Origin of the sequence: Streptomyces sp. NPDC002790 (assembly GCF_040295505.1) — a bacterium.
Taxonomy (GTDB): domain Bacteria; phylum Actinomycetota; class Actinomycetes; order Streptomycetales; family Streptomycetaceae; genus Streptomyces.
This window is the reverse complement of the sequence record NZ_JBEOVM010000121.1, coordinates 1-18600: the sequence shown is the minus strand read 5'-3', so window position 1 is coordinate 18600 and position 18600 is coordinate 1. Positions and strand designations below refer to the sequence as shown.

Genomic DNA, 18600 nt, shown 5'->3' with positions numbered 1-18600 from the left:
TCGCTGTTCGCGCGCTTCTCCTCCCGCCAGGAGGACTCGCCGCAGATGAAGATGATCGCGGCGCTGCGCAACCAGTTCGGCGGCCACGCCGTCGAATCCAAGTAGCCGATACACATGAAGCCCGCCGGACCGATCGGTCCGGCGGGCTTTTTCGTGCGTCTACTGGTCGGTGGCCCGCCACACCTTCGCGTCCAGGGTCACGTTCTTGCCCTCCGTCTTGCCCCGCAGCGTCAGAAGGCCGACGTCCCCCGAGCCGCCGATCAGGCAGAGCCGCTGGCCCACCGGCAGGTCGTAGACCCAGTAGGAGTCCTTGGCCGCCTGCGCGCCGCGGCACGCGGCGAGGGTGGCAGGCTTCCCGGCGGGGAGCAGCGCGAGTGAACTCCCCGAGGTGCTGCCGGGCGCCAAGATCGCGCCGTTGCGGTAGACGGCGTAGGTCAGATCCTCGCTCGACTGCCCGTCGTCCGGCTTGGCCCGCACCGGATCGTCCGCGAGATACAGGTCCTGGTTGTCCGTCATCACGATGCCGGTGTACGTCGACGGGAGCGGGGGAGCCGAGGCCGAAGGACCGCTCTCCGTCGGCGTCGGGCGAACGGGCGTGGGGTCGCCGGCCGATCCCGAAGGGGCGGGCGCCGCACCGGAGTTGGAGGCCTTCGGAGACTTCGAGGCGCTCGGGGAGGCGGACTTCGACGCGGACGCCGACTTCGACGCGGAGCGCGAGGCCTCGGGGTTCGCGGCCCCCGGCCCCGCCGCCCCGCCGTCCGGCGTGCCGCCGGGCACGAAGTACAGCGCGGCCGCCGCACCGCACGCGACGAGCGCGACCCCGGCGGCCGCCAACAGCCAGGCACGCGAGCGCCCCCGCCGGGGCTCCGTGCTCACGGCGGACGTCTCGGCACCCACCGGCGCGGCAGGGGAGCCGGGCGTGGGCCCGTCGGGGACCGTCGCCGGGTGGCCCTGCCGCGCCGGCCCGCCGGGCGGGTCCTGGGGGAACGCGGCGGCCGGCCCGAACACACCGGCGGGGGCGGGGCTCCCGGGCGTCGCGGGCTCACTCGTGGCACCGGGCGGCGGCGTCGCGTGGCCCGTCGACTCCGCCCCGGTCACCCGGGCGCCCTCGGCGCGCGCCGCGATCCCCTCGGCGAGCTCACCGGGAAGCCAGGCGTCCGTCGCGGGTCCGGGACCGCCGGGCTGCGCCGCACGGATCTCCTGGACGGTCTCGATGACCTCCCGCACCGTCGGCCGGTCCTCGGCGGCCTTGCTGAGGCAGCGGGACGTCAACTCCCGCAGGGCGTCCGGGACCTTGGACAGATCCGGCTCCTCGTGCACGACCCGGTACAGCACCGCGTGCGGCTCGCCCTCCCCGTACCCCGTGCTGCCGGTGGCGGCGAACACCGCGGTCTGGCCGAGCGCGAACACATCGGCGGAGCCACTCGCGGAGCCGCCGAGCACCTGCTCCGGCGCCATGTACGCGACCGTGCCCACGGTCGTCCCGCTGCGCGTCACGGACGTCGCGTCCGCCGCCCGCGCCACCCCGAAGTCGATGACGCGGGGCCCGTCGGAGGCCAGCAGCACGTTCGACGGCTTCAGGTCGCGGTGCACGATCCCGGCGTCGTGCACCGCCTGCAGTGCCTCCGCGATCCCGGCGGTCATCCGCAGCACGGTGTCCACCGGCAGCGGCCCGTGCTCGCGCACCGCCTCCGCGAGCGAGGGACCGGGCACGTACGCGGTCGCGCACCACGGCACCGTGCTCTCCGTGTCGCTGTCGACGACCGGTGCCGTGTAGAGGCCGTGCACCTTGCTCGCCGCGGCGACCTCGGTACGGAATCTGCGGCGGAACTCGGGGTCCTCGGCCAGCTCGGGTCTGATCACCTTGACCGCGACGGCCCGGCCGCCCGGCGTGTGCGACAGATAGACGCGCCCCATGCCACCGGAGCCGAGCCCCGCGACCAGGCGGTATCCGCCCACGGTCCGCGGATCCTTGTCGTCCAGCGGACGGAAACCGCCGCTGCCGGGCTCCCTGTTCGCCCACACCTCGCGCTGCACCCCCAGGTTGCTTAGAGGGTCCATTGCATCACGTGAGACATCGCACCCCACCGGCGCGTCACGACGAGAGGTCGCTCCATACGTCCATGGGGACGGCGCCGCAACTGTGTCCCCGCTCGTCGAGGAGACGCCCCATACGCTTGACGAATCGCAGCACCATGGCCTCGCGCAGCACCGTGAGCCCCGGCGCGGCCCTCGCCAACTCGGCCTCCACCACGGGGAGTTCGACGAGGGAGCGGGCCGAGAGGCCGAGCAGCAGGTTCGCGCTGCCGCCGGAGAGCCGCAGGCACACCCGCAGTCCGGGCAGCCGGCGCACCAGTGCGGCGGGTGTCGCCGTGTCGTCCGGGGCGGTCCGCGCCCACACCCACGCGCTCACCGGCCAGCCCGAAAGCGGTGTCGCCACGTCGCAGCGCAGCGACAGCTCCTCGCGCTCCAGCAGCGCCGCGATCCGGCGGCCCACCGTGCTCACCGCGAGCCCCGTCTCGGCGGCGAGCGCCGAAAGCGGGGCGCGCCCGTTGCGGCCGAGCGCGAGGATCAGGCGCCGGTCGGCCGCGTCCGGCCCCGAGGTCCTGGCACGCCGGGTCCCGGCCGCGACGGCCGGTACCGCCAGAGCGCGCCGCTGGTCGGCGTCCAGCACCCGCAACTGCCACAGATCGCCCTCCGTGTGGACCCGGGTGACGAGTTGGCTGCGGACTTCGCTCACCCCGGCCACCCGGCCCACCACCCGCTCCAGATACCGGGAGAGCTCCGCCGCCGACGGCAGGGCCAGCGTCGCCGTCAGGTCCCAGTCGCCGCTGGTGTGCTCCACCGACAGCACATGCGGCCGGGCCGCGAGCGCCCGCCACACATCGGCCACCGCCCCGGCCGAGCAGCGCACCTCCAGCACGGCCAGGCAGGCGCCGGGGGCGAAGCGGGCGGCCGGACGCCCGGTCACCCAGGCCGCACCCGAGCGCTCCAGGCGCTGCCAGCGCCGCGCCACGGTGACCGGGTCGAGATCGAGCACCTCGCCGATCTGCCGCCAGGTCGCCCGCGGACTCACCTCGAGGCAGTTGATCAGCGCGAAGTCGCGCTCGCTCAGCGGCGCCGAAGAATCCTGCGCAAGACCGTCGTCCACGCAAGGATCCTGCGTCCCCGGCGCCGAGGTGGCAAGCGCGTCCATGCTGGCAGCGGTACGGATCACCGCCACCGACCCGCCACGAGTCCGCCGCCCACCACGCCGCACCCCGGCCGGTGCCCAGAAGGAGCCCCATGCCGACCAGCACCCCCGCCCACGGCGACCTGGTGTCCCTGCGCCGCGCCCTGCACGCCGACCCCGAGGTCGGCCTGCACCTGCCGCGCACCCAGCAGCGCGTGCTCGACGCCCTCGCGGGGCTGCCCCTGGAGATACGTAAGGGAGACGCGCTCAGCTCGGTCGTCGCGGTGCTGCGCGGCGGCCGCCCAGGACCCGCCGTCCTCCTGCGCGGCGACATGGACGCCCTGCCACTCGCCGAGCGGACCGGTCTCGACTACGCGTCCCCGCACCCCGACGCCATGCACGCCTGCGGCCACGACCTGCACACCGCCATGCTCGTCGGCGCCGCCCGCGAACTGTGCGCGCGCCGCGGGGAGCTCACCGGCGACGTCGTGTTCATGTTCCAGCCGGGCGAGGAGGGCTGCGACGGCGCGGGCAGGATGATCGACGAAGGCGTCCTGGAGGCCGCGGGGGAGCGGGTCGTCGCCGCGTACGCCCTGCACGTCATCGCGGGGCGGATCCCGCACGCGGTGTTCACCGCCAAGCCGGGGCCGATGCTCGCGGGCGGCGACATCTTCACCGTCAAGCTGCGCGGCGTCGGCGGCCACGGCTCGACCCCGCACCTGTCCCGCGACCCGATCCCCGCGGCCTGCGCGATCGTCGGCGCCCTCCAAACGCTGGTGACCCACACCGTGGACCCGTTCGGCACCGCCGTGCTCACCGTCGGCGAGATCCACGCGGGCAGCGCCCCCAACATCATCCCCGACGAGGCCGTCATCACCGGAACCATCCGCTGGTTCGACACCGGCACCCGCGACGCGCTGCGCGCAGGCGTCGAACGGGTCTGCCGCGCCACGGCCGAGGCCCACGGCGTCACCGCCGAGCCGGTCATCGAGGAGTACGTCCACGCCACCATCAACGACCCGGCCGAGGCCGCCCGCGCCGCGACCGTCGCCGAGCGGACCTTCGGCGCCGACCGCTACACGCCGATGGAGCGCCCCACCGCGGCCGGCGAGGACTTCTCCCGCGTCCTCGCCCAAGTACCCGGCGCCTTCGTCCAGTTGGGCGCGGTGCCGCCCGGCGTCGACCCCGAGGGCGCCGAGGAGAACCACTCCCCGCACGCCGTCTTCGACGACGCCGTCCTCACCGACGGCGCCCACTACCTCGCCGAGGTGGCCCTCGACCGCCTGAGCGGCTGACACACCGGCACCCCTGGGTACCGGGCCACCGACACACCCGCCACCGAAACTGGGTCACCATGGACCACGAGCCCCGCACCCCCGACACCGGCACCGACACCTCGGGCACCAACACCCGCGACCTGGAATCCGGCATCCACCGCGACCTCCGCGACGAGATCACGTACGGCGGATACCTGAAACTGGACCAACTCCTCGGTGCCCAGACCCCGTTGAGTGACCCGCCGCACCACGACGAACTCCTCTTCATCATCCAGCACCAGACCTCCGAGCTCTGGTTCAAGCTGGTCATCCACGAACTGCGCTACGCCATGGCCAGGATCGCCGCCGACGACCTGGCCCCCGCCCTCAAGTCGCTCGCGCGCATCAAGCACATCCAGCGCCAGCTCCTCGACCAGTGGTCGGTGCTCGCCACGCTCACCCCCAGCGAGTACGCCCAGTTCCGCGGCGCCCTCGGCCACTCCTCCGGCTTCCAGTCCGCGCAGTACCGCATGGTCGAGTTCCTGCTCGGCAACAAGAACCCGCAGATGCTCAACGTCTTCGACCACGAACCGGTCACCCGCGCCGAGCTCGCCGCCACCCTCGAGGCCCCGAGCCTCTACGACGAGTTCCTGCGCCACCTCGCCCGCCACGGCCACGCCGTCCCGCACTCGTTCCTCGACCGCGACGTCACCCGCGCCCACACCTTCACCGAGTCCCTGCTGCCGGTGCTGCGGGAGATCTACGAGAAGCCCGAGGAGCACTGGTCCGCGTACGAGACCTGCGAGGAACTCGTCGACATCGAGGAGAACTTCCAGCTCTGGCGCTTCCGCCACCTCAAGACCGTGTCCCGGGTCATCGGCTTCAAGCCGGGCACCGGCGGCTCCTCGGGCGTGAACTTCCTCAAGGCCGCGCTCGACCTCAGCTTCTTCCCCGAACTCCTCGCGGTCCGCACGCAGATCGGCGCATGACCACGACGGCGCCCGACAACGCAAAAGACCCCAGAATCATCTGGGGTCCTTCTCTGTGTCCGAGGGGGGACTTGAACCCCCACGCCCGATAAAGGGCACTAGCACCTCAAGCTAGCGCGTCTGCCATTCCGCCACCCGGACTAGGTGTCTGCCGCCTCTGTGCGGGGCGTTTCCCGCGGCGACAGAGAGAACATTACCAGGGATTCGGAGTGCCTCGATCAGCCCCCCGACCCGGTGGCCCCGCCTGTGAACGGCACGTGACGAGAGGCGGCCGGGCTTGGGTCCGGAGGTCGGGAGAGAGAGGATGAGAGGCATCCACGGCAAGAGAGGAACCAGCGTGAGCGAGCCGAGCACGGGCAGGGCGGTCACCGGGCAGGACGAGGTCGTCGACCTCTGCCGCGAACTGATCCAGATCGACACCAGCAACTACGGCGACCACTCGGGCCCCGGCGAGCGCAAGGCCGCCGAGTGGACGGCGGAGAAGCTCGCCGAGGTCGGCCTCGAACCGAAGATCTTCGAGTCCCACCCCGGCCGCGCCTCCACGGTCGCCCGCATCGAGGGTGAGGACCCCTCGCGGCCCGCCCTCCTCATCCACGGTCACACCGACGTCGTCCCGGCGAACGCGGCGGACTGGACCCACCACCCGTTCTCCGGCGAGATCGCCGACGGCTGTGTCTGGGGCCGCGGCGCCGTCGACATGAAGGACATGGACGCGATGACCCTCGCGGTCGTCCGCGACCGGCTGCGCACCGGGCGCAAGCCCCCGCGCGACATCGTCCTCGCCTTCCTCGCCGACGAGGAGGCCGGCGGCGTGTTCGGCGCCCGCCACCTGGTGCGCAACCACCCGGACCTCTTCGAGGGCGTCACCGAGGCGATCAGCGAGGTCGGCGGCTTCTCCTTCACCGTGAACGAGCAGCGCCGGCTCTACCTCGTCCAGACCGCCGAGAAGGGCATGCACTGGATGAAGCTGTCCGTGGCCGGCACCGCCGGGCACGGCTCCATGATCCACCGGGACAACGCGATCACCGAGCTGTCCGAGGCCGTCGCGCGCCTCGGTCGCCACCAGTTCCCCGTCCGCGTCACCAAGACGCTCCGGCACTTCCTCGACGAGCTCGGCGACGCCCTCGGTACCGAGCTCGACCCGGAGGACATGGAGGAGACCATCGCCAAGCTCGGCGGCATCGCCAAGCTGATCGGCGCCACGCTCTCCAACACCGCGAACCCGACGCAGCTGAACTCCGGCTACAAGGTCAACGTGATCCCCGGCGAGGCCACCGCCAATGTCGACGGCCGCTTCCTGCCGGGACACGAGGACGAGTTCCTCGCCGACCTCGACCGGATCCTCGGCCCGAAGGTCAAGCGCTCGGACGTGCACGCGGACAAGGCCGTCGAGACCACCTTCGACGGGGCGCTCGTCGAGGCGATGAAGACCTCGATCGAGGCCGAGGACCCGATCGGCAAGGCCATCCCGTACATGCTCTCCGGCGGTACCGACGCCAAGTCCTTCGTGGAGCTCGGCATCCGCAACTTCGGCTTCGCGCCGCTGCAGCTGCCGCCCGAGCTGGACTTCGCGGGGATGTTCCACGGTGTCGACGAGCGGGTGCCGGTGGACGGCCTCAAGTTCGGCGTGCGGGTCCTGGACCGCTTCATCGACGCGTCCTGACGTCAACCCGGCACAGCGCCGGAAATCGCTCGCACGTACGTAATGGACCGGAAAGAGTGAATGGCGCCGTACGGTCGTAGCCCCATCGTTTATTCCTCGTTACAGGGAGTGCAGTCCGCGGCTGGGACTGCATTGCCAACTAGGAGGAATAATGCTCAAGAAGGTCGTCGCCGCTGCGGCAGCCACTGGTGGTCTGGTTCTCGCGGGTGCGGGTCTGGCCGTCGCCGACTCCGGCGCTCAGGGTGCTGCCACGCAGTCCCCCGGCGTCATTTCGGGCAACGTCGTCCAGGTCCCGGTCCACGTGCCGGTGAACGTGTGCGGCAACACGGTCTCCGTGATCGGGCTCCTGAACCCTGCCTTCGGTAACACCTGCGTCAACGACTGACGTTGTTGTGCCTCACCCCTTGAGGGTTTGAGCCCACGGCCCCGGAGTGCGAGCCATGCACTCCGGGGCCGACGGGTTGGACACGGTTCCAACGCAAGATTTCCAAGGCAAGGCAGGGAAAACCTATGCGACAGGTCATGCGGAAGGGCCTGATCACCGTGGCGGCCGCGTCCGGCGTACTCGCCGTCACCGGTGGCTACGCGCACGCGGACTCGAGTGCGAACGGAAGCTCGTCGGGCTCGCCGGGCGTCCTGTCCGGCAACTCCGTCGAGGCGCCCGTGGACGTCCCGGTGGACGCCTGCGGCAACACGATCAACGTCGTCGGACTGCTCAACCCGGCGTCGGGCAACGACTGCGGCGGCTCGGGCGGCGGCGACAAGGCCGGCGGCCAGTCCTCGGACGGTGGCGCGCAGGCCGGTGGCAACACCAGCGACTCACCCGGTGTCGGCTCGGGCAACCACGTGTCGGTACCGGTGCACGTGCCGGTGAACGCGTGCGGGAACTCCGTCGGCGCCGGCTCGGTCGGCAACGGGACGACCGGTAACGGCTGCGTCGACGACGGCGGGAGCAGCACCACCACACCGCCCTCGCGCGGCGGGGACTCACGGGGCGGCTCGCCGCAGCAGCCGGGTGCGGACACTCCCAACGACCCGGGGACGCAGACCGTCGCCATGCCGAAGGGCGAGTCCCAGCTCGGACAGACCGGCAGCCCGCGCGCGGCCGGCACGCTCGCGGAGACCGGCAGCTCGGTGCCGCTCGGCGCGGCCATCCCGCTCGCCGGGGGAGCGCTGCTCGCGGGCGCGCTGCTCTACCGGCGGGCCAACGCGGCGGCGTGACATCGGACGGTACGAAACGGAGCGGGCCCCGCACGGACGGGGCCCGCTCCGTCGTCTCACCCTAGGGCCCTTCTGGCGGATCAGGCTGGATGCGGGAGGCCGCGCCTTTCGGCTCCGCGAGCGGGGGCTGGTGCGTGCAGCTGCAAGGCGGAGGAGGGCGACAACGCGGAGCGTTGGCAACCGACGACAACGCGGCAGATGTGCGTGCCAGGGCCCGCGACCCCAGCAAGATCCGTCAGAAGGGCCCTAGGTCACCATGTGGCCCGCACCTGGCGGATGATCCGTCGACGCAGGCGCACCCGGCGGCTGCCGTCGCGGCGCAGGCTCAAGCGGTCCAACTCCCAGTGTCCGTACTCGGCATGGTCCGTCAGCAGGCGCGTCGCCTCCTTGCGGGAGACCCCGCGAGGTACGTACACGTCGACAAATTCGTATTCCGGCATCGCATCTATTGTGCGGGCAGCGGCCCGGTACGGATAGCGTCTGCACTATGTCTGATGCTGCGCAGCCCACCGCTGCCGAGGTACGCGCCGCCGCCGAGGCGGTCAAGGCTGCGATCGACGCCCACTTGGCGGCCGTCGATCGCCGGTCGGGAGAAGACGATCCGGCCGTCTACGAAGCGTTCAACGAACTCGCCGCCGCGGCCGAGGAGTACGACGAGCTCCTCTACGACCGCTACGACGAGGTCACCCCCTTCGAGATCCCCGGCAGCGAGGACTCGCTGCCGCCGTACGCGGGACCGGAGGAGCCGAACGCGCTGAGCGTGCTGATTCGACGCGACTACGCCGTGGTCGAGCCGCAGCGTCTGCTGGCCCAGGCCGGGCGGGTCGCCGACCTGGAGGCGGAGCCGGACACGGAGGCCGCGAACGGGGCGGGCAGTAGCGTGCACGCCGCCCTGGGCGTCCTCTTCGGCGAGTTCGAGCCCGACGAAATCGCCTCCCGGCACAAGGAGTTCGGCCTGGAGGAGGGCGACTCCACGCTCTGGGTCACGGCATCGGACGAGCCCACGGACCCCGGAGACTGGCTGGAAGCGCCCTTCGAGCAGGTCGATCCGCAGCGGGTGGTGTGCCGCTTCGACGTGAGCGCGGTCTTCGACGACGACGAGTTCGACGTCGGGGACGGCGGCGGGGCGGGCCTGGACGAGCCCTTGGAGGACGCGGACCGCTGAGGCCACGGGGCGCCCTTGATGGTGCCGCCCTGCCTTGGGCAATCTGCCGCCTTGGGCGGCAGGGTGGGCAAGGCGGCACCACGGTGTCGCGGCTACGTGCCGGGGACCTGGGCGCGGACCAGCCCCCGCAGGCGCGTGGTGCGTGGCTTCGCGGGGACCTCGGACACCGCTCGTGGCAGGGCCGCGTCCACGCCGTGCACCACCGAAAGGTGCCGCTCGCCGCGACCGAAGGCCGTATAGACCCAGGGACGACTGAGCGCCTGCGCCGCATCGCCCGGCAGCACCACCACGGCCGCGGGCCACCGAACCCCCACGGCCTGGTGCCCGGTCAAGGCCCACCCGTGCCGCACCGCCCCCTGCTCCACCTGCTCCTTGGGTACGAGGACGGGGGCGCCGTCGCACTCGAGGCGCAGGCCCTCCGCGTCGGCCCCGACGACCACGCCCGGCCGGATCCGGCCGCGCCCGGTCACGTACACCGCCCGGTCGCCGGGATCGAAGCCCCCGAAGCGCCCGGGCCCCGGGTTGAGCCGCTCCTTCAGTGCCACGTTCAACGCCCGGGTCCCCGCGGCGCCGCCATGCCCCGTCGTGATCACCTGCGTCTGCTCGGCCGGCACCCCGATCGCCCGCGGCACCGAGTCCGCGACGAGCTGGACGGTGCGGTGGATCGCCTCGGCCGGGTCCCGCACCGGAACGATCACCACCTCCTTGCCGGGCGCCTCCACCTGGTTCAGCTCACCGATGCCGATACCGGAGACCAGCTCGCCGATCGGTCCTGCGTCCGGCGTGCGGGAGGCGATGCGGGGGCAGATCTCCGCCGCGGCGACGTCCGCGAAGACCCGGCCCGGGCCCGCCGACCACAGCGTCCCCGGGTCCCCGCTGAGCACCAGGCACGTACCGTCCGCGAGCAGTTCCACGAGCATCGCGGCGTCGCCCACGGCCAGCTGCGGTGCGTCCAGGACGACCAGGAGGTCGAGAGCGAACGCCCCGTCCCGGTCGAGGCCGGGCCCCTCCGCCTGTGCGAGCAGGCCCGCGACGGTCGCGGTGGCCGTCTCGGGCGCGTCCGGGCCGAGGAGTTCGGCGGCCCGGCGCCGGCCGTCCGCACTGTGCGCGGCGACGCACACCCGCAGGCCCAGCTTGCCCGCGGCGGCCACGGCCGCGATCGGTTCGGCGCGGGCCGCCTCGCCGCCGGTGTGCAGGACGAGGCGGTGCCCGGCGATCGCCCGGATCAGCTCGGCCGTCGTGCCGCGCGCGGACCCGGCGGCCTCCTCGAGGCCTGCGGCCGAACCCTCGTCCTTGGGCGAGGCGTTGAGCAGCCGGGCGAGCCCGTCGGCGAGGCTCTCCTCGGCGAGCGCGTACCGCTCGAGGCCGACCAGTACCCGGACCGGGCGCTCCGGCTCTTCCTCCTCGCAGTCCTCCTCCTGGGCGGCGGGCGCCGGGGCGGGCGCGTCCTCCAGGGGGTCGTGGAAGATCAGCGCGTCGCCCTCCGCGACGGCGCTCTGCACGGCTTCCTCCGGGTCGGGCACGCCGCGCTTGCCGAGCGCGTCCGCGAGGACCGGCAGGTCGAGGGCTGTGTGCCCGGCGTCCGCGGCCTGCTCGAGCAGCCATACGGTGACGGCGCGGCCCCGCCGCTCGTCGTCGGGCCCGCACTCCGCGCCGAGCAGCGCCCGCGCGAACCCGTCGGCCTGCTCGGGGCGGACTCCGCTCACCCGCAGCAACTGCCACGGATCCGCGCGCAGTTCGTCACTCGCGCCCTCGCCGAGGGCCGCGGCGGTCGCGGCGGCGAGCGATTCGGGCGCGCCGCCTTCGACGAGCACGTCCCGCACGGTGGTCACCGTCTCGGCGCCGGGCCCCGCCGGGGCGGCGGCCTGCGGCCTGCGTACGGGCTCGGGGGCGGGTGCGACGTCCCGCCGGGGCTCCGGGGCGGCGACGGGCTTCTCCCCGCTCTCCACCGCGCGCACGGCGGCGAGCAGGTCGGCGGCGGTCCCGCTCAGCTTGGCCCCGGCGTCGATCGGGCTCTCCTTGGCGGCCTTCCGCTCCGCGATCCGCTCCCGGAACTCCCGCTGCGCCGCCAACTCGGCCTCGGCCTCGGACACCTCGGCGCCGCCCTTCGCACCGCCGCCATCCGCCGCGGCATCGGCACCCTCATCGGCCGGGCTTACCGAGTCCTCGTCGGGCCCGGTCTCCGCGTCGCCGTCCGCCGCGGCTGCGCCCCCGTCGGGCGCGGTCTGTTCGTCGGCGTCCGCCGCGGCTTCCGCGCCCTCGCCGGCCGGGCCTACCGAGTACTCGGCGGGCCCGGTCCCCTCGCCGCCGTCCGCCGCGGCTTCCGCCCCCTCGCCGGGCCCGGTCTCCGCGCCGCCATCCGCCGCGGCTTCGGCACCCTCACCGGCCGGGCTTTCCGCGCCCTCGCCCTCGTCGGGCTCGGGCTGCTCGTCGGTGTCGGCGGCCGAGGCCTCGGCGTCGTCGGTTCCGGTCGGCCCGGGCCCGGCGCCGTCCGCCGGCACCGGGACCGCCTCGGCGCTCGCGGCGGCAGCCGGATCCGTGTCGGGGCGGGCCCCCGACTCGTTCTCCGCGGCAGCGGACTCCGTACTCACAACGTGCTCCAGTCCTGATCGGGATAGCGGTGCACGGGCGCCGACACATCGTCGAGCGCCTGGCAGATCTCGTCAGGAAGACTAAGGGCCTCCACTGACAATGCCGCCGTGAGCTGCCGCGCGTTGCGCGCGCCGACGATCGGCGCGGCCACTCCCGGCCGGTCCCTGACCCACGCGAGAGCCACCTGGAGCGGCGTCACGGCGAGCCCGTCCGCCGCCGTGGCCACCGCGTCCACGATGTGCCCGGCCGCCTCGTCGAGATACGGCTCGACGAACGGCGCCATGTGGTCCGAGCCGCCCCGCGAGTCCGTGGGCGTGCCGGAGCGGTACTTGCCGGTCAGCACCCCGCGGCCCAGCGGGGACGAGGGCAGCAGCCCGATGCCGAGGTCGAGCGCCGCCGGCAGCACCTCGCGCTCCACGCCCCGCTGCAGCAGCGAGTACTCCATCTGCGTACTGGCGAGACGCGTGCGCGAGCCGGGCGCGGAGAGCTGCCACGTACCGGCCTTGGCCAACTGCCAGCCGCAGAAGTTCGAGACGCCCGCGTAGCGCGCACGCCCGCTGCTGACCGCGATGTCGAGGGCCTGGAGCGTCTCGTCGAGCGGGGTCGCCGGGTCCCACGCGTGCACCTGCCACAGGTCGACGTAATCCGTGCCGAGCCGGGCGAGCGAGGCGTCCAGGGCCGAGAGCAGATGGCCGCGCGAGCCGTCGAAGCGGCGGTCCGGGTCGGGCACGCTGCCCGCCTTGGTGGCGATGACGAGGTCACGGCGGGGGACCAGGCCCTCGATGAGCCGCCCGAGCAGATACTCCGACTCCCCGTCCCCGTACACGTCGGCCGTGTCGACGAGCGTGCCGCCCGCTTCCCAGAAGGCCTTCAACAGGTCCGCCGCGTCGTGCTCGTCGGTGTCCCTGCCCCACAGGAGGGTGCCGAGCCCGATCCGGGACACGCGCAGGCCGGTGCGGCCGAGATGCCTCTGCTCCATGGGCGCTGAGGTTACTGGCCGAAGGTCAGGAACGGGGCCCCTGTGGATATCTGTCGTCGGGACCGCCGGGTTAGGGTGCCGAGCGAGGTGCCCTACCCATGGGTAATTCACTGGATCCGGCAAGGCGTTAAGGGGATGTGGTCAATGAAGCTCGGCATCAACCTCGGCTACTGGGGCGCGGGCATGGACGCGGACAACCTGGCTATCGCGAAGGAGGCCGACAGACTGGGCTACGCGGTGTGCTGGGCCGCGGAGGCCTACGGTTCCGACGCCGCCACGGTCCTCGCGTACGTCGCCGCGCAGACGGAGCGGATCGACGTCGGCTCGGCCATCTTCCAGATCCCGGCCCGTCAGCCCACGATGACGGCGATGACGGCCGCGACCCTCGACTCGTTGTCCGGGGGCCGCTTCCGGCTGGGCCTCGGTGTCTCGGGGCCGCAGGTCTCCGAGGGCTGGTACGGCGTCAAGTTCGACAAGCCGCTGGCGCGCACCCGCGAGTACGTCGAGATCGTCCGCAAGGCGATGAGCCGGCAGCGGGTCAGCCACGACGGCGCGCACTGGACGCTCCCGCTGCCAGACGGCCCCGGCAAGCCGCTGAAGCTGATCGTGCACCCGGAGCGCGAGCGGATCCCGCTCTACATCGCCGCGATCGGCCCGAAGAACCTGGAGCAGACCGGAGAGATCGCCGACGGCGCCCTGTTGATCTTCCCGGCGGCCGAGCACCTGGAGGAGACCACGCTCCGGCACATCCGTGCGGGCCGCGAGAAGGCCGGACTGACCATGGAGGGCTTCGACGTCTGCCCGACGGTCCCGCTGGCGCTCGGCGGGTCCGACGAGGCTTCCGTGAGTGCGCTCGCCGACATGTTCCGGCCGTACACCGCCCTCTACGTGGGCGGCATGGGAAGCAGCAAGCAGAACTTCTACAACCAGCTCGCGCAGCGCATGGGCTACGAGAAGGAGGCCGCCGAGATCCAGGAGAAGTACCTGGCCGGCGACAAGGAGGGCGCGGCCGCGGCGATCCCGCAGCAGCTCATCGACTCCACCACGATGCTCGGTTCCGTGGAGCGGATCGCCGACCGGATGCGGGCCTACTCCGAGGCCGGTGTCACCACGCTGACCGTCAACCCGGCCGGGCTCACGCTCGACGACCGCCTCGCCTCGCTGCGCGCGGGCACCGAGGCGATGGAGCTCGCCGGGCTGGCGTAAGCGCTCGGGAAGCAGTTCTTCTGCGGCCGTGGTGGGGGCTCGGGGGTCTTCCCCGCCACGGCCGACGCCTTGCACAACGCGCCACGAGGGGCCTGGTTACGGCCCGTCCCCCGCCTCGTGTCCTCCTTTCGGACGAGTTGACCCGCATAGCTGTTGCCCTGCCTCATGTCCCGCATTTGACTCGGACTTTGCAGTACTGCGGAGTCCGGCGCGGCGAGGTGGAGGTTGCGGATGCTGTCGGCCAAGAGTCTGTTCCAGGAGATCGTCGACAACGACGAGTCGTTCCGGCTGTTCTGCTCCATCGCGGCAGGCGGCGAATCCCAGGGCGGCTGGGAGAACGGGCGGATCGCCGCGCTGGTGCCCGAGAGCGAGCGCGGCCTCGCGCCCAGGATCGCGCGGCACGGTGCGGACGAGGACAAGCACGGGCGGATTTTCCACGCCCTCATGAGGAAGCGCGGCCTGGAGCCGGTCCCCGTCCCCGCCGATGCCGACTACACGATGCTTCTGGAGAAGCAGGGGATCGGGCTCGCGCACGATCGGCTGCGGCGCGACGAGCGGCTCCGCGTGCGGGACATCGTCACGTACTTGGCGCACAGCCGTGTCACCGAGCAGCGGGCCTCCGAGCAGATGGTGATGCTCCGCAAGCACTTCGGCGACGACCCCGACCTCGGCCGCGCGGTCAAGATGATCTCCAACGACGAGGACAACCATCTCGCGTACTGCCACGAGGAGTTGCTGCGATTCGCGTACGCGGGTCATGGCCGCACTATTCAGCGGGTTCTGCGGGAGTGCGCTCTCGCGGAGATCGCGGTCTACCGGGATGTCAGCCTCGCCGTCATGGATCACATGGGGCGTGTTCTGGGCTGGTCGAAGCCGAAGGCGGTCGCGCTTGCCGCGGGGATCCGTGCCGTGTACGTGTACGAGCGGCTGGGGGGCTGGCGGCGGATGGTGTCGTTGCGTATGCCGGAGCGGCGGGATGCGCTTGGTGGGGCGGCGGCCGAGTTCGCCTGAAGGGTGGTCACAGCCAGCCGCGGCGTTTGAATGTGCGGAACAGGAGTAGTTCCAGGAGGGCCATCAGGACGATCACTGCCGGGTACGCCCAGATCCAGTGGAGTTCCGGCATGTGGTCGAAGTTCATGCCGTAGATGCCCGCGATCATCGTGGGCACCGCGGCCATCGCCGCCCACGCCGAGATCTTCCGCATGTCGTCGTTCTGCCGCACGCTCATCTGCGCCAGGTGCGCGGACAGGATGTCCGAGACGAGGCGGTCCAGGCCGTCCACGGACTCGTTGACCCGCGTCAGGTGGTCGTTCACGTCTCGGAAGAACGGCCGCGCCTCCTCGTGCACGAACGGCACGGCGGCGAGCCCCCACGGGCCGACCCCGGCGAGCCGGGCCAGCGGCATCGTCAACGGACCGGTCGCGCGCCGGAATTCGAGGATCTGGCGCTTGAACGTGTAGATCCGCGACGCGGTGTCTCGGGTGCCGCCGCCGTCCGGGGAGAAGACCTCCGTCTCCAGCTCCTCCAGGTCGGTCTGCAACTCGGCCGCGACCTCCAGGTAGTGGTCCACCGTGGCGTCCGCGACCGAGTACAGGACCGCCGTCGGCCCCTGCTTCAGGAACTCCGGCTCGGCCTCCAGACGCTGCCGTACGGCCTTCAGGGGCGCGCCCTCGCCGTGCCGGACGGTCACCACGAACGAGTCGCCCAGGAACAGCATCAGCTCGCCCGTGGACACCTTGTCGCTCTGCGGCTCGTACACGACCGGCTTGAGGACCACGAACAGCGAGTCGTCGTAGATCTCCAGCTTGGGCCGCTGGTGCGCCTTCATGGCGTCCTCCACGGCCAGCGGATGCAGCCCGAACTCCTGGGCCACCCGGTCGAACTCGTCCTCGCTCGCCTCGTGCAACCCGATCCACACGAACGCGTCCCCTGCCGCCCGCGCCTCGTCGAGGGCGTCGGAGAAGTCGGCGGGCCGCTCGATGCGGCGTCCTTCGCGGTAGATGGCACAGTCGACGATCACGAGGCGAATTCTTCCCAGGACCGGCCACTGCCGCACGTCGTCGTATGCCTAGGGTGGGGCACATGCCCACGCTGATCCTTGTCCGGCACGGACGGTCCACCGCCAATACCGCGGGAGTGCTCGCCGGGTGGACCCCCGGTGTGGCGCTCGACGAGCGCGGCGCCGCGCAGGCCGCGCGGCTGCCCGAGCGGCTGGCCGACCTGCCGCTCGCCGAGATCGTCGCCAGCCCGCTGCAGCGCTGCCGGGAGACCGTCGCGCCGCTGCTCGCCGCGCGCCCGGAGCTCACCCTGCACACCGACGACCGCATCGGCGAGTGCGACTACGGGGACTGGTCCGGCCGCAAGCTCGCCGAGCTGACCGACGAACCGCTGATGCAGGTCGTGCAGCAGCACCCGACGGCCGCCGCGTTCCCCGGAGGGGAGTCGATGCGGCAGATGCAGCACCGGGCCGCCGAGGCGGTACGTGAGTGGAACGCGCGCGTGGAGCGCGAGCACGGCGAGGACGCCGCCTATGTGATGTGTTCGCACGGCGACATCATCAAGTCCCTTGTCGCGGACGCCATCGGGCTGCATCTGGACCTCTTTCAGCGCATCTCTGTAGAGCCGTGTTCCATCACAGCGATCCGTTACACACGGCTGCGCCCCTTTCTCGTACGCCTCGGGGACACCGGTGACTTCGCGTCCCTGGCGCCGCGTGAGACGCCGCAGGAGCCCGATGCACCGGTCGGGGGCGGCGCGGGCGCACCGTGATCGTCGCCCGCAGTAGGGTGAAGCAGCCGTAAGCACAGTCGGCCCGGTCGGCCATGACCGGTTCAAGCCAGTCGATCCCGATCCCATGGAGAGCGGACGTGTCCCGTCAGGTGTTCCTCTACGACCCCCCGGAGCGGTTTGTGGCCGGTACGGTCGGGCTCCCCGGGCGCCGCACCTTCTTTTTGCAGGCCGTGGCAGGAGCCCGGGTCACCAGCGTGGCTCTGGAGAAGACCCAGGTGGCCGCGCTCGCCGAGCGCATGGACGAACTGCTCGACGAGGTCGTGCGGCGCACCGGGGGCAGCGCCCCCGTGCCCGCCGTGCCGCCGGGCGAGATCTCCGACACCGCGCCGCTGGAGGCGCCCGTGGAGGAGGAGTTCCGCGTCGGCACCATGGCACTCGCGTGGGACGGCGACGAACAGCGCATGATCGTCGAGGCGCAGGCCCTCGTCGAGCTGGACGCCGAGTCCGAGGACGACCTGGCGGAGGCCGAGGAGAAGCTGCTCCAGGACGAGGAGAACGGCCCGCCGATGCTCCGCGTCCGCCTCACAGGGAACCAGGCCCGCGCCTTCGCCAAGCGGGCCCTTGACGTCGTGAACGCGGGCCGTCCGCCGTGCCCGCTGTGCAGCCTGCCGCTCGACCCGGAGGGACACGTATGTCCGCGCCAGAACGGATACCGGCGCGACGCGTGAGCGGCGACCGGGACCTGCTCGCCCTTGGTGAGCTCCATGTGGAAGGACAGATCCGCGAGGCGTCGAACGCGGTGTTGGTGTGCACCGTCACCCACGAGGGCCGCGAGGCCCGTTGCGTCTACAAGCCGGTACGCGGCGAGCGTCCGCTGTGGGATTTCCCGGATGGGAACCTGGCGCGGCGCGAGGTCGCCGCGTACGAGGTGTCCGAGGCGCTCGGGTGGGGGCTCGTGCCGCCGACGGTGCTGCGGGAGGGGCCGTACGGCGAGGGCATGGTCCAGCTGTGGATCGACACTCCGGAGGAGCCCGGGGGCGGCGGCGAGCTGCTCGCCCTCGTGGACCGTGAGGAGCCGGAGGAGGGCTGGAAGGCCATTGGCTTCGCCGAGGTCGGGGAGGGGCGTACGGCGCTGCTGGTGCATGCGGACGATGCCCGTCTGCGGCGGCTGTCGGTGCTCGATGCCGTGATCAACAACGGTGACCGTAAGGGCGGGCACCTGCTCGTCGATGCCGAGGGGCGCCTGTTCGGTATCGATCACGGTGTGACGTTCAACGCCGAGGACAAGCTGCGTACGTTGTTGTGGGGGTGGGCGGGGGAGCCGTTGACCGGGGAGGCGGCTGGTGCGCTGGAGGCGTTGCGGGTGGCCCTGGGGGCCGGTGAGTCGCTTGCGGTGCGGCTCGGTGAGCTGATCACCGGGGTGGAGCTGGAGGCGGTGCGGGAGCGGGTTGCGGGGCTGCTCAAGGCCGGGCGGCATCGGGAGCCGGGTGGGGACTGGCCGGCCATCCCCTGGCCGCCCGTATAGCGGGGCTCGGACGGTGTTGCGGTCGCGGGGCTCTGCCCCGGACCCCGCGCCTCAATCGCCGGCGGGGCTTTAATGGGATCAATCGCCGCAGGGGCTTGAAAC

General features: G+C 72.2%; 17 protein-coding genes, 1 tRNA gene and 1 pseudogene. 12 read left to right on the top strand and 7 right to left on the bottom strand.

The features are described from left to right. Nucleotides 1-105, top strand: a pseudogene (locus ABT004_RS31490) (6-phosphogluconate dehydrogenase); the annotation flags it as partial. Nucleotides 106-159: 54 nt separating this feature from the next. On the opposite strand, the gene ABT004_RS31485 reads toward ABT004_RS31490, so the two are convergent. Further along, nucleotides 160-2061 (bottom strand): serine/threonine protein kinase, encoded by a 1902-nt coding sequence (locus ABT004_RS31485; RefSeq protein WP_351343449.1) that lies wholly within the window; start codon nucleotides 2059-2061, stop codon nucleotides 160-162. 34 nt (nucleotides 2062-2095) lie between these two features. Further along, entirely contained in the window at nucleotides 2096-3151 is a 1056-nt protein-coding gene (locus ABT004_RS31480) for an Lrp/AsnC family transcriptional regulator (protein ID WP_351343447.1), read from the bottom strand. A gap of 134 nt (nucleotides 3152-3285) precedes the next feature. On the opposite strand from ABT004_RS31480, the gene ABT004_RS31475 reads away from it, so the two are divergent. Both ABT004_RS31475 and ABT004_RS31470 read left to right on the top strand, forming a co-directional pair. Continuing rightward, nucleotides 3286-4467 carry a M20 metallopeptidase family protein gene (locus tag ABT004_RS31475; RefSeq protein ID WP_351343445.1) on the top strand — a complete coding sequence of 394 codons (1182 nt, stop codon included), beginning with the start codon at nucleotides 3286-3288 and terminating at the stop codon, nucleotides 4465-4467. Between the two features lie 59 nt (nucleotides 4468-4526). Beyond that, a complete protein-coding gene (locus ABT004_RS31470; protein WP_351343443.1) occupies nucleotides 4527-5417 on the top strand; it encodes a tryptophan 2,3-dioxygenase in 891 nt (296 codons plus the stop codon). 56 nt (nucleotides 5418-5473) lie between these two features. Here the strand turns inward: ABT004_RS31470 and ABT004_RS31465 are convergent. Next, nucleotides 5474-5558 (bottom strand) — tRNA-Leu (locus ABT004_RS31465). A 196-nt stretch (nucleotides 5559-5754) separates the two neighbouring features. Between ABT004_RS31465 and ABT004_RS31460 the strand changes: the two genes are divergently transcribed. The 3 genes from ABT004_RS31460 to ABT004_RS31450 all read left to right on the top strand — a co-directional run bounded on the left by ABT004_RS31460 (nucleotide 5755) and on the right by ABT004_RS31450 (nucleotide 8301). Next, the gene (locus ABT004_RS31460) at nucleotides 5755-7080 is read left to right on the top strand and encodes a M20/M25/M40 family metallo-hydrolase (protein ID WP_351343441.1); all 1326 of its coding nucleotides are present in this window, start codon (nucleotides 5755-5757) and stop codon (nucleotides 7078-7080) included. Between the two features lie 151 nt (nucleotides 7081-7231). Continuing rightward, entirely contained in the window at nucleotides 7232-7465 is a 234-nt protein-coding gene (chpH, locus tag ABT004_RS31455; RefSeq protein ID WP_351343439.1) for a chaplin ChpH, read from the top strand. A 125-nt stretch (nucleotides 7466-7590) separates the two neighbouring features. Further along, nucleotides 7591-8301, top strand: coding sequence for a chaplin (locus tag ABT004_RS31450; RefSeq protein ID WP_351343437.1), 711 nt, complete (start codon nucleotides 7591-7593; stop codon nucleotides 8299-8301). Nucleotides 8302-8552: 251 nt separating this feature from the next. On the opposite strand, the gene ABT004_RS31445 is transcribed toward ABT004_RS31450, so the two are convergent. Next, on the bottom strand, nucleotides 8553-8741 hold the full coding sequence (locus ABT004_RS31445) for a DUF5703 family protein (RefSeq protein WP_018535088.1): 189 nt from the start codon (nucleotides 8739-8741) through the stop codon (nucleotides 8553-8555). A gap of 47 nt (nucleotides 8742-8788) precedes the next feature. Between ABT004_RS31445 and ABT004_RS31440 the strand changes: the two genes are divergently transcribed. Beyond that, nucleotides 8789-9466 carry a hypothetical protein gene (locus tag ABT004_RS31440; RefSeq protein ID WP_351343435.1) on the top strand — a complete coding sequence of 226 codons (678 nt, stop codon included), beginning with the start codon at nucleotides 8789-8791 and terminating at the stop codon, nucleotides 9464-9466. 92 nt (nucleotides 9467-9558) lie between these two features. Here ABT004_RS31440 and ABT004_RS31435 read toward each other — a convergent pair whose 3' ends face one another. Both ABT004_RS31435 and ABT004_RS31430 read right to left on the bottom strand, forming a co-directional pair. Then, nucleotides 9559-12057, bottom strand: coding sequence for a helix-hairpin-helix domain-containing protein (locus ABT004_RS31435; protein WP_351343433.1), 2499 nt, complete (start codon nucleotides 12055-12057; stop codon nucleotides 9559-9561). Next, on the bottom strand, nucleotides 12054-13037 hold the full coding sequence (locus tag ABT004_RS31430) for an aldo/keto reductase (protein ID WP_351343431.1): 984 nt from the start codon (nucleotides 13035-13037) through the stop codon (nucleotides 12054-12056). Before ABT004_RS31430 ends, ABT004_RS31435 begins: the two co-directional genes overlap by 4 nt. A gap of 144 nt (nucleotides 13038-13181) precedes the next feature. Here ABT004_RS31430 and ABT004_RS31425 point away from each other — a divergent pair, with 144 nt between their 5' ends. Beyond that, nucleotides 13182-14243 (top strand): LLM class F420-dependent oxidoreductase, encoded by a 1062-nt coding sequence (locus ABT004_RS31425; RefSeq protein WP_351343429.1) that lies wholly within the window; start codon nucleotides 13182-13184, stop codon nucleotides 14241-14243. Between the two features lie 231 nt (nucleotides 14244-14474). Continuing rightward, nucleotides 14475-15254: a ferritin family protein gene (locus ABT004_RS31420; RefSeq protein WP_351343427.1), complete on the top strand. Its 780-nt coding sequence runs from the start codon at nucleotides 14475-14477 to the stop codon at nucleotides 15252-15254. Between the two features lie 7 nt (nucleotides 15255-15261). On the opposite strand, the gene corA is transcribed toward ABT004_RS31420, so the two are convergent. Next, nucleotides 15262-16263 (bottom strand): magnesium/cobalt transporter CorA, encoded by a 1002-nt coding sequence (gene corA / locus ABT004_RS31415; protein WP_351343425.1) that lies wholly within the window; start codon nucleotides 16261-16263, stop codon nucleotides 15262-15264. Between the two features lie 62 nt (nucleotides 16264-16325). Between corA and ABT004_RS31410 the strand changes: the two genes are divergently transcribed. The 3 genes from ABT004_RS31410 to ABT004_RS31400 all read left to right on the top strand — a co-directional run bounded on the left by ABT004_RS31410 (nucleotide 16326) and on the right by ABT004_RS31400 (nucleotide 18498). Continuing rightward, nucleotides 16326-17012, top strand: a complete 687-nt coding sequence (locus tag ABT004_RS31410) for a histidine phosphatase family protein (protein ID WP_351343423.1) — start codon at nucleotides 16326-16328, stop codon at nucleotides 17010-17012. Nucleotides 17013-17110: 98 nt separating this feature from the next. Next, the gene (locus ABT004_RS31405; protein ID WP_351343421.1) at nucleotides 17111-17701 is read left to right on the top strand and encodes a DUF3090 domain-containing protein; all 591 of its coding nucleotides are present in this window, start codon (nucleotides 17111-17113) and stop codon (nucleotides 17699-17701) included. After that, nucleotides 17665-18498, top strand: a complete 834-nt coding sequence (locus ABT004_RS31400; protein ID WP_351343419.1) for an SCO1664 family protein — start codon at nucleotides 17665-17667, stop codon at nucleotides 18496-18498. Before ABT004_RS31405 ends, ABT004_RS31400 begins: the two co-directional genes overlap by 37 nt. Nucleotides 18499-18600 lie beyond the last annotated feature (102 nt).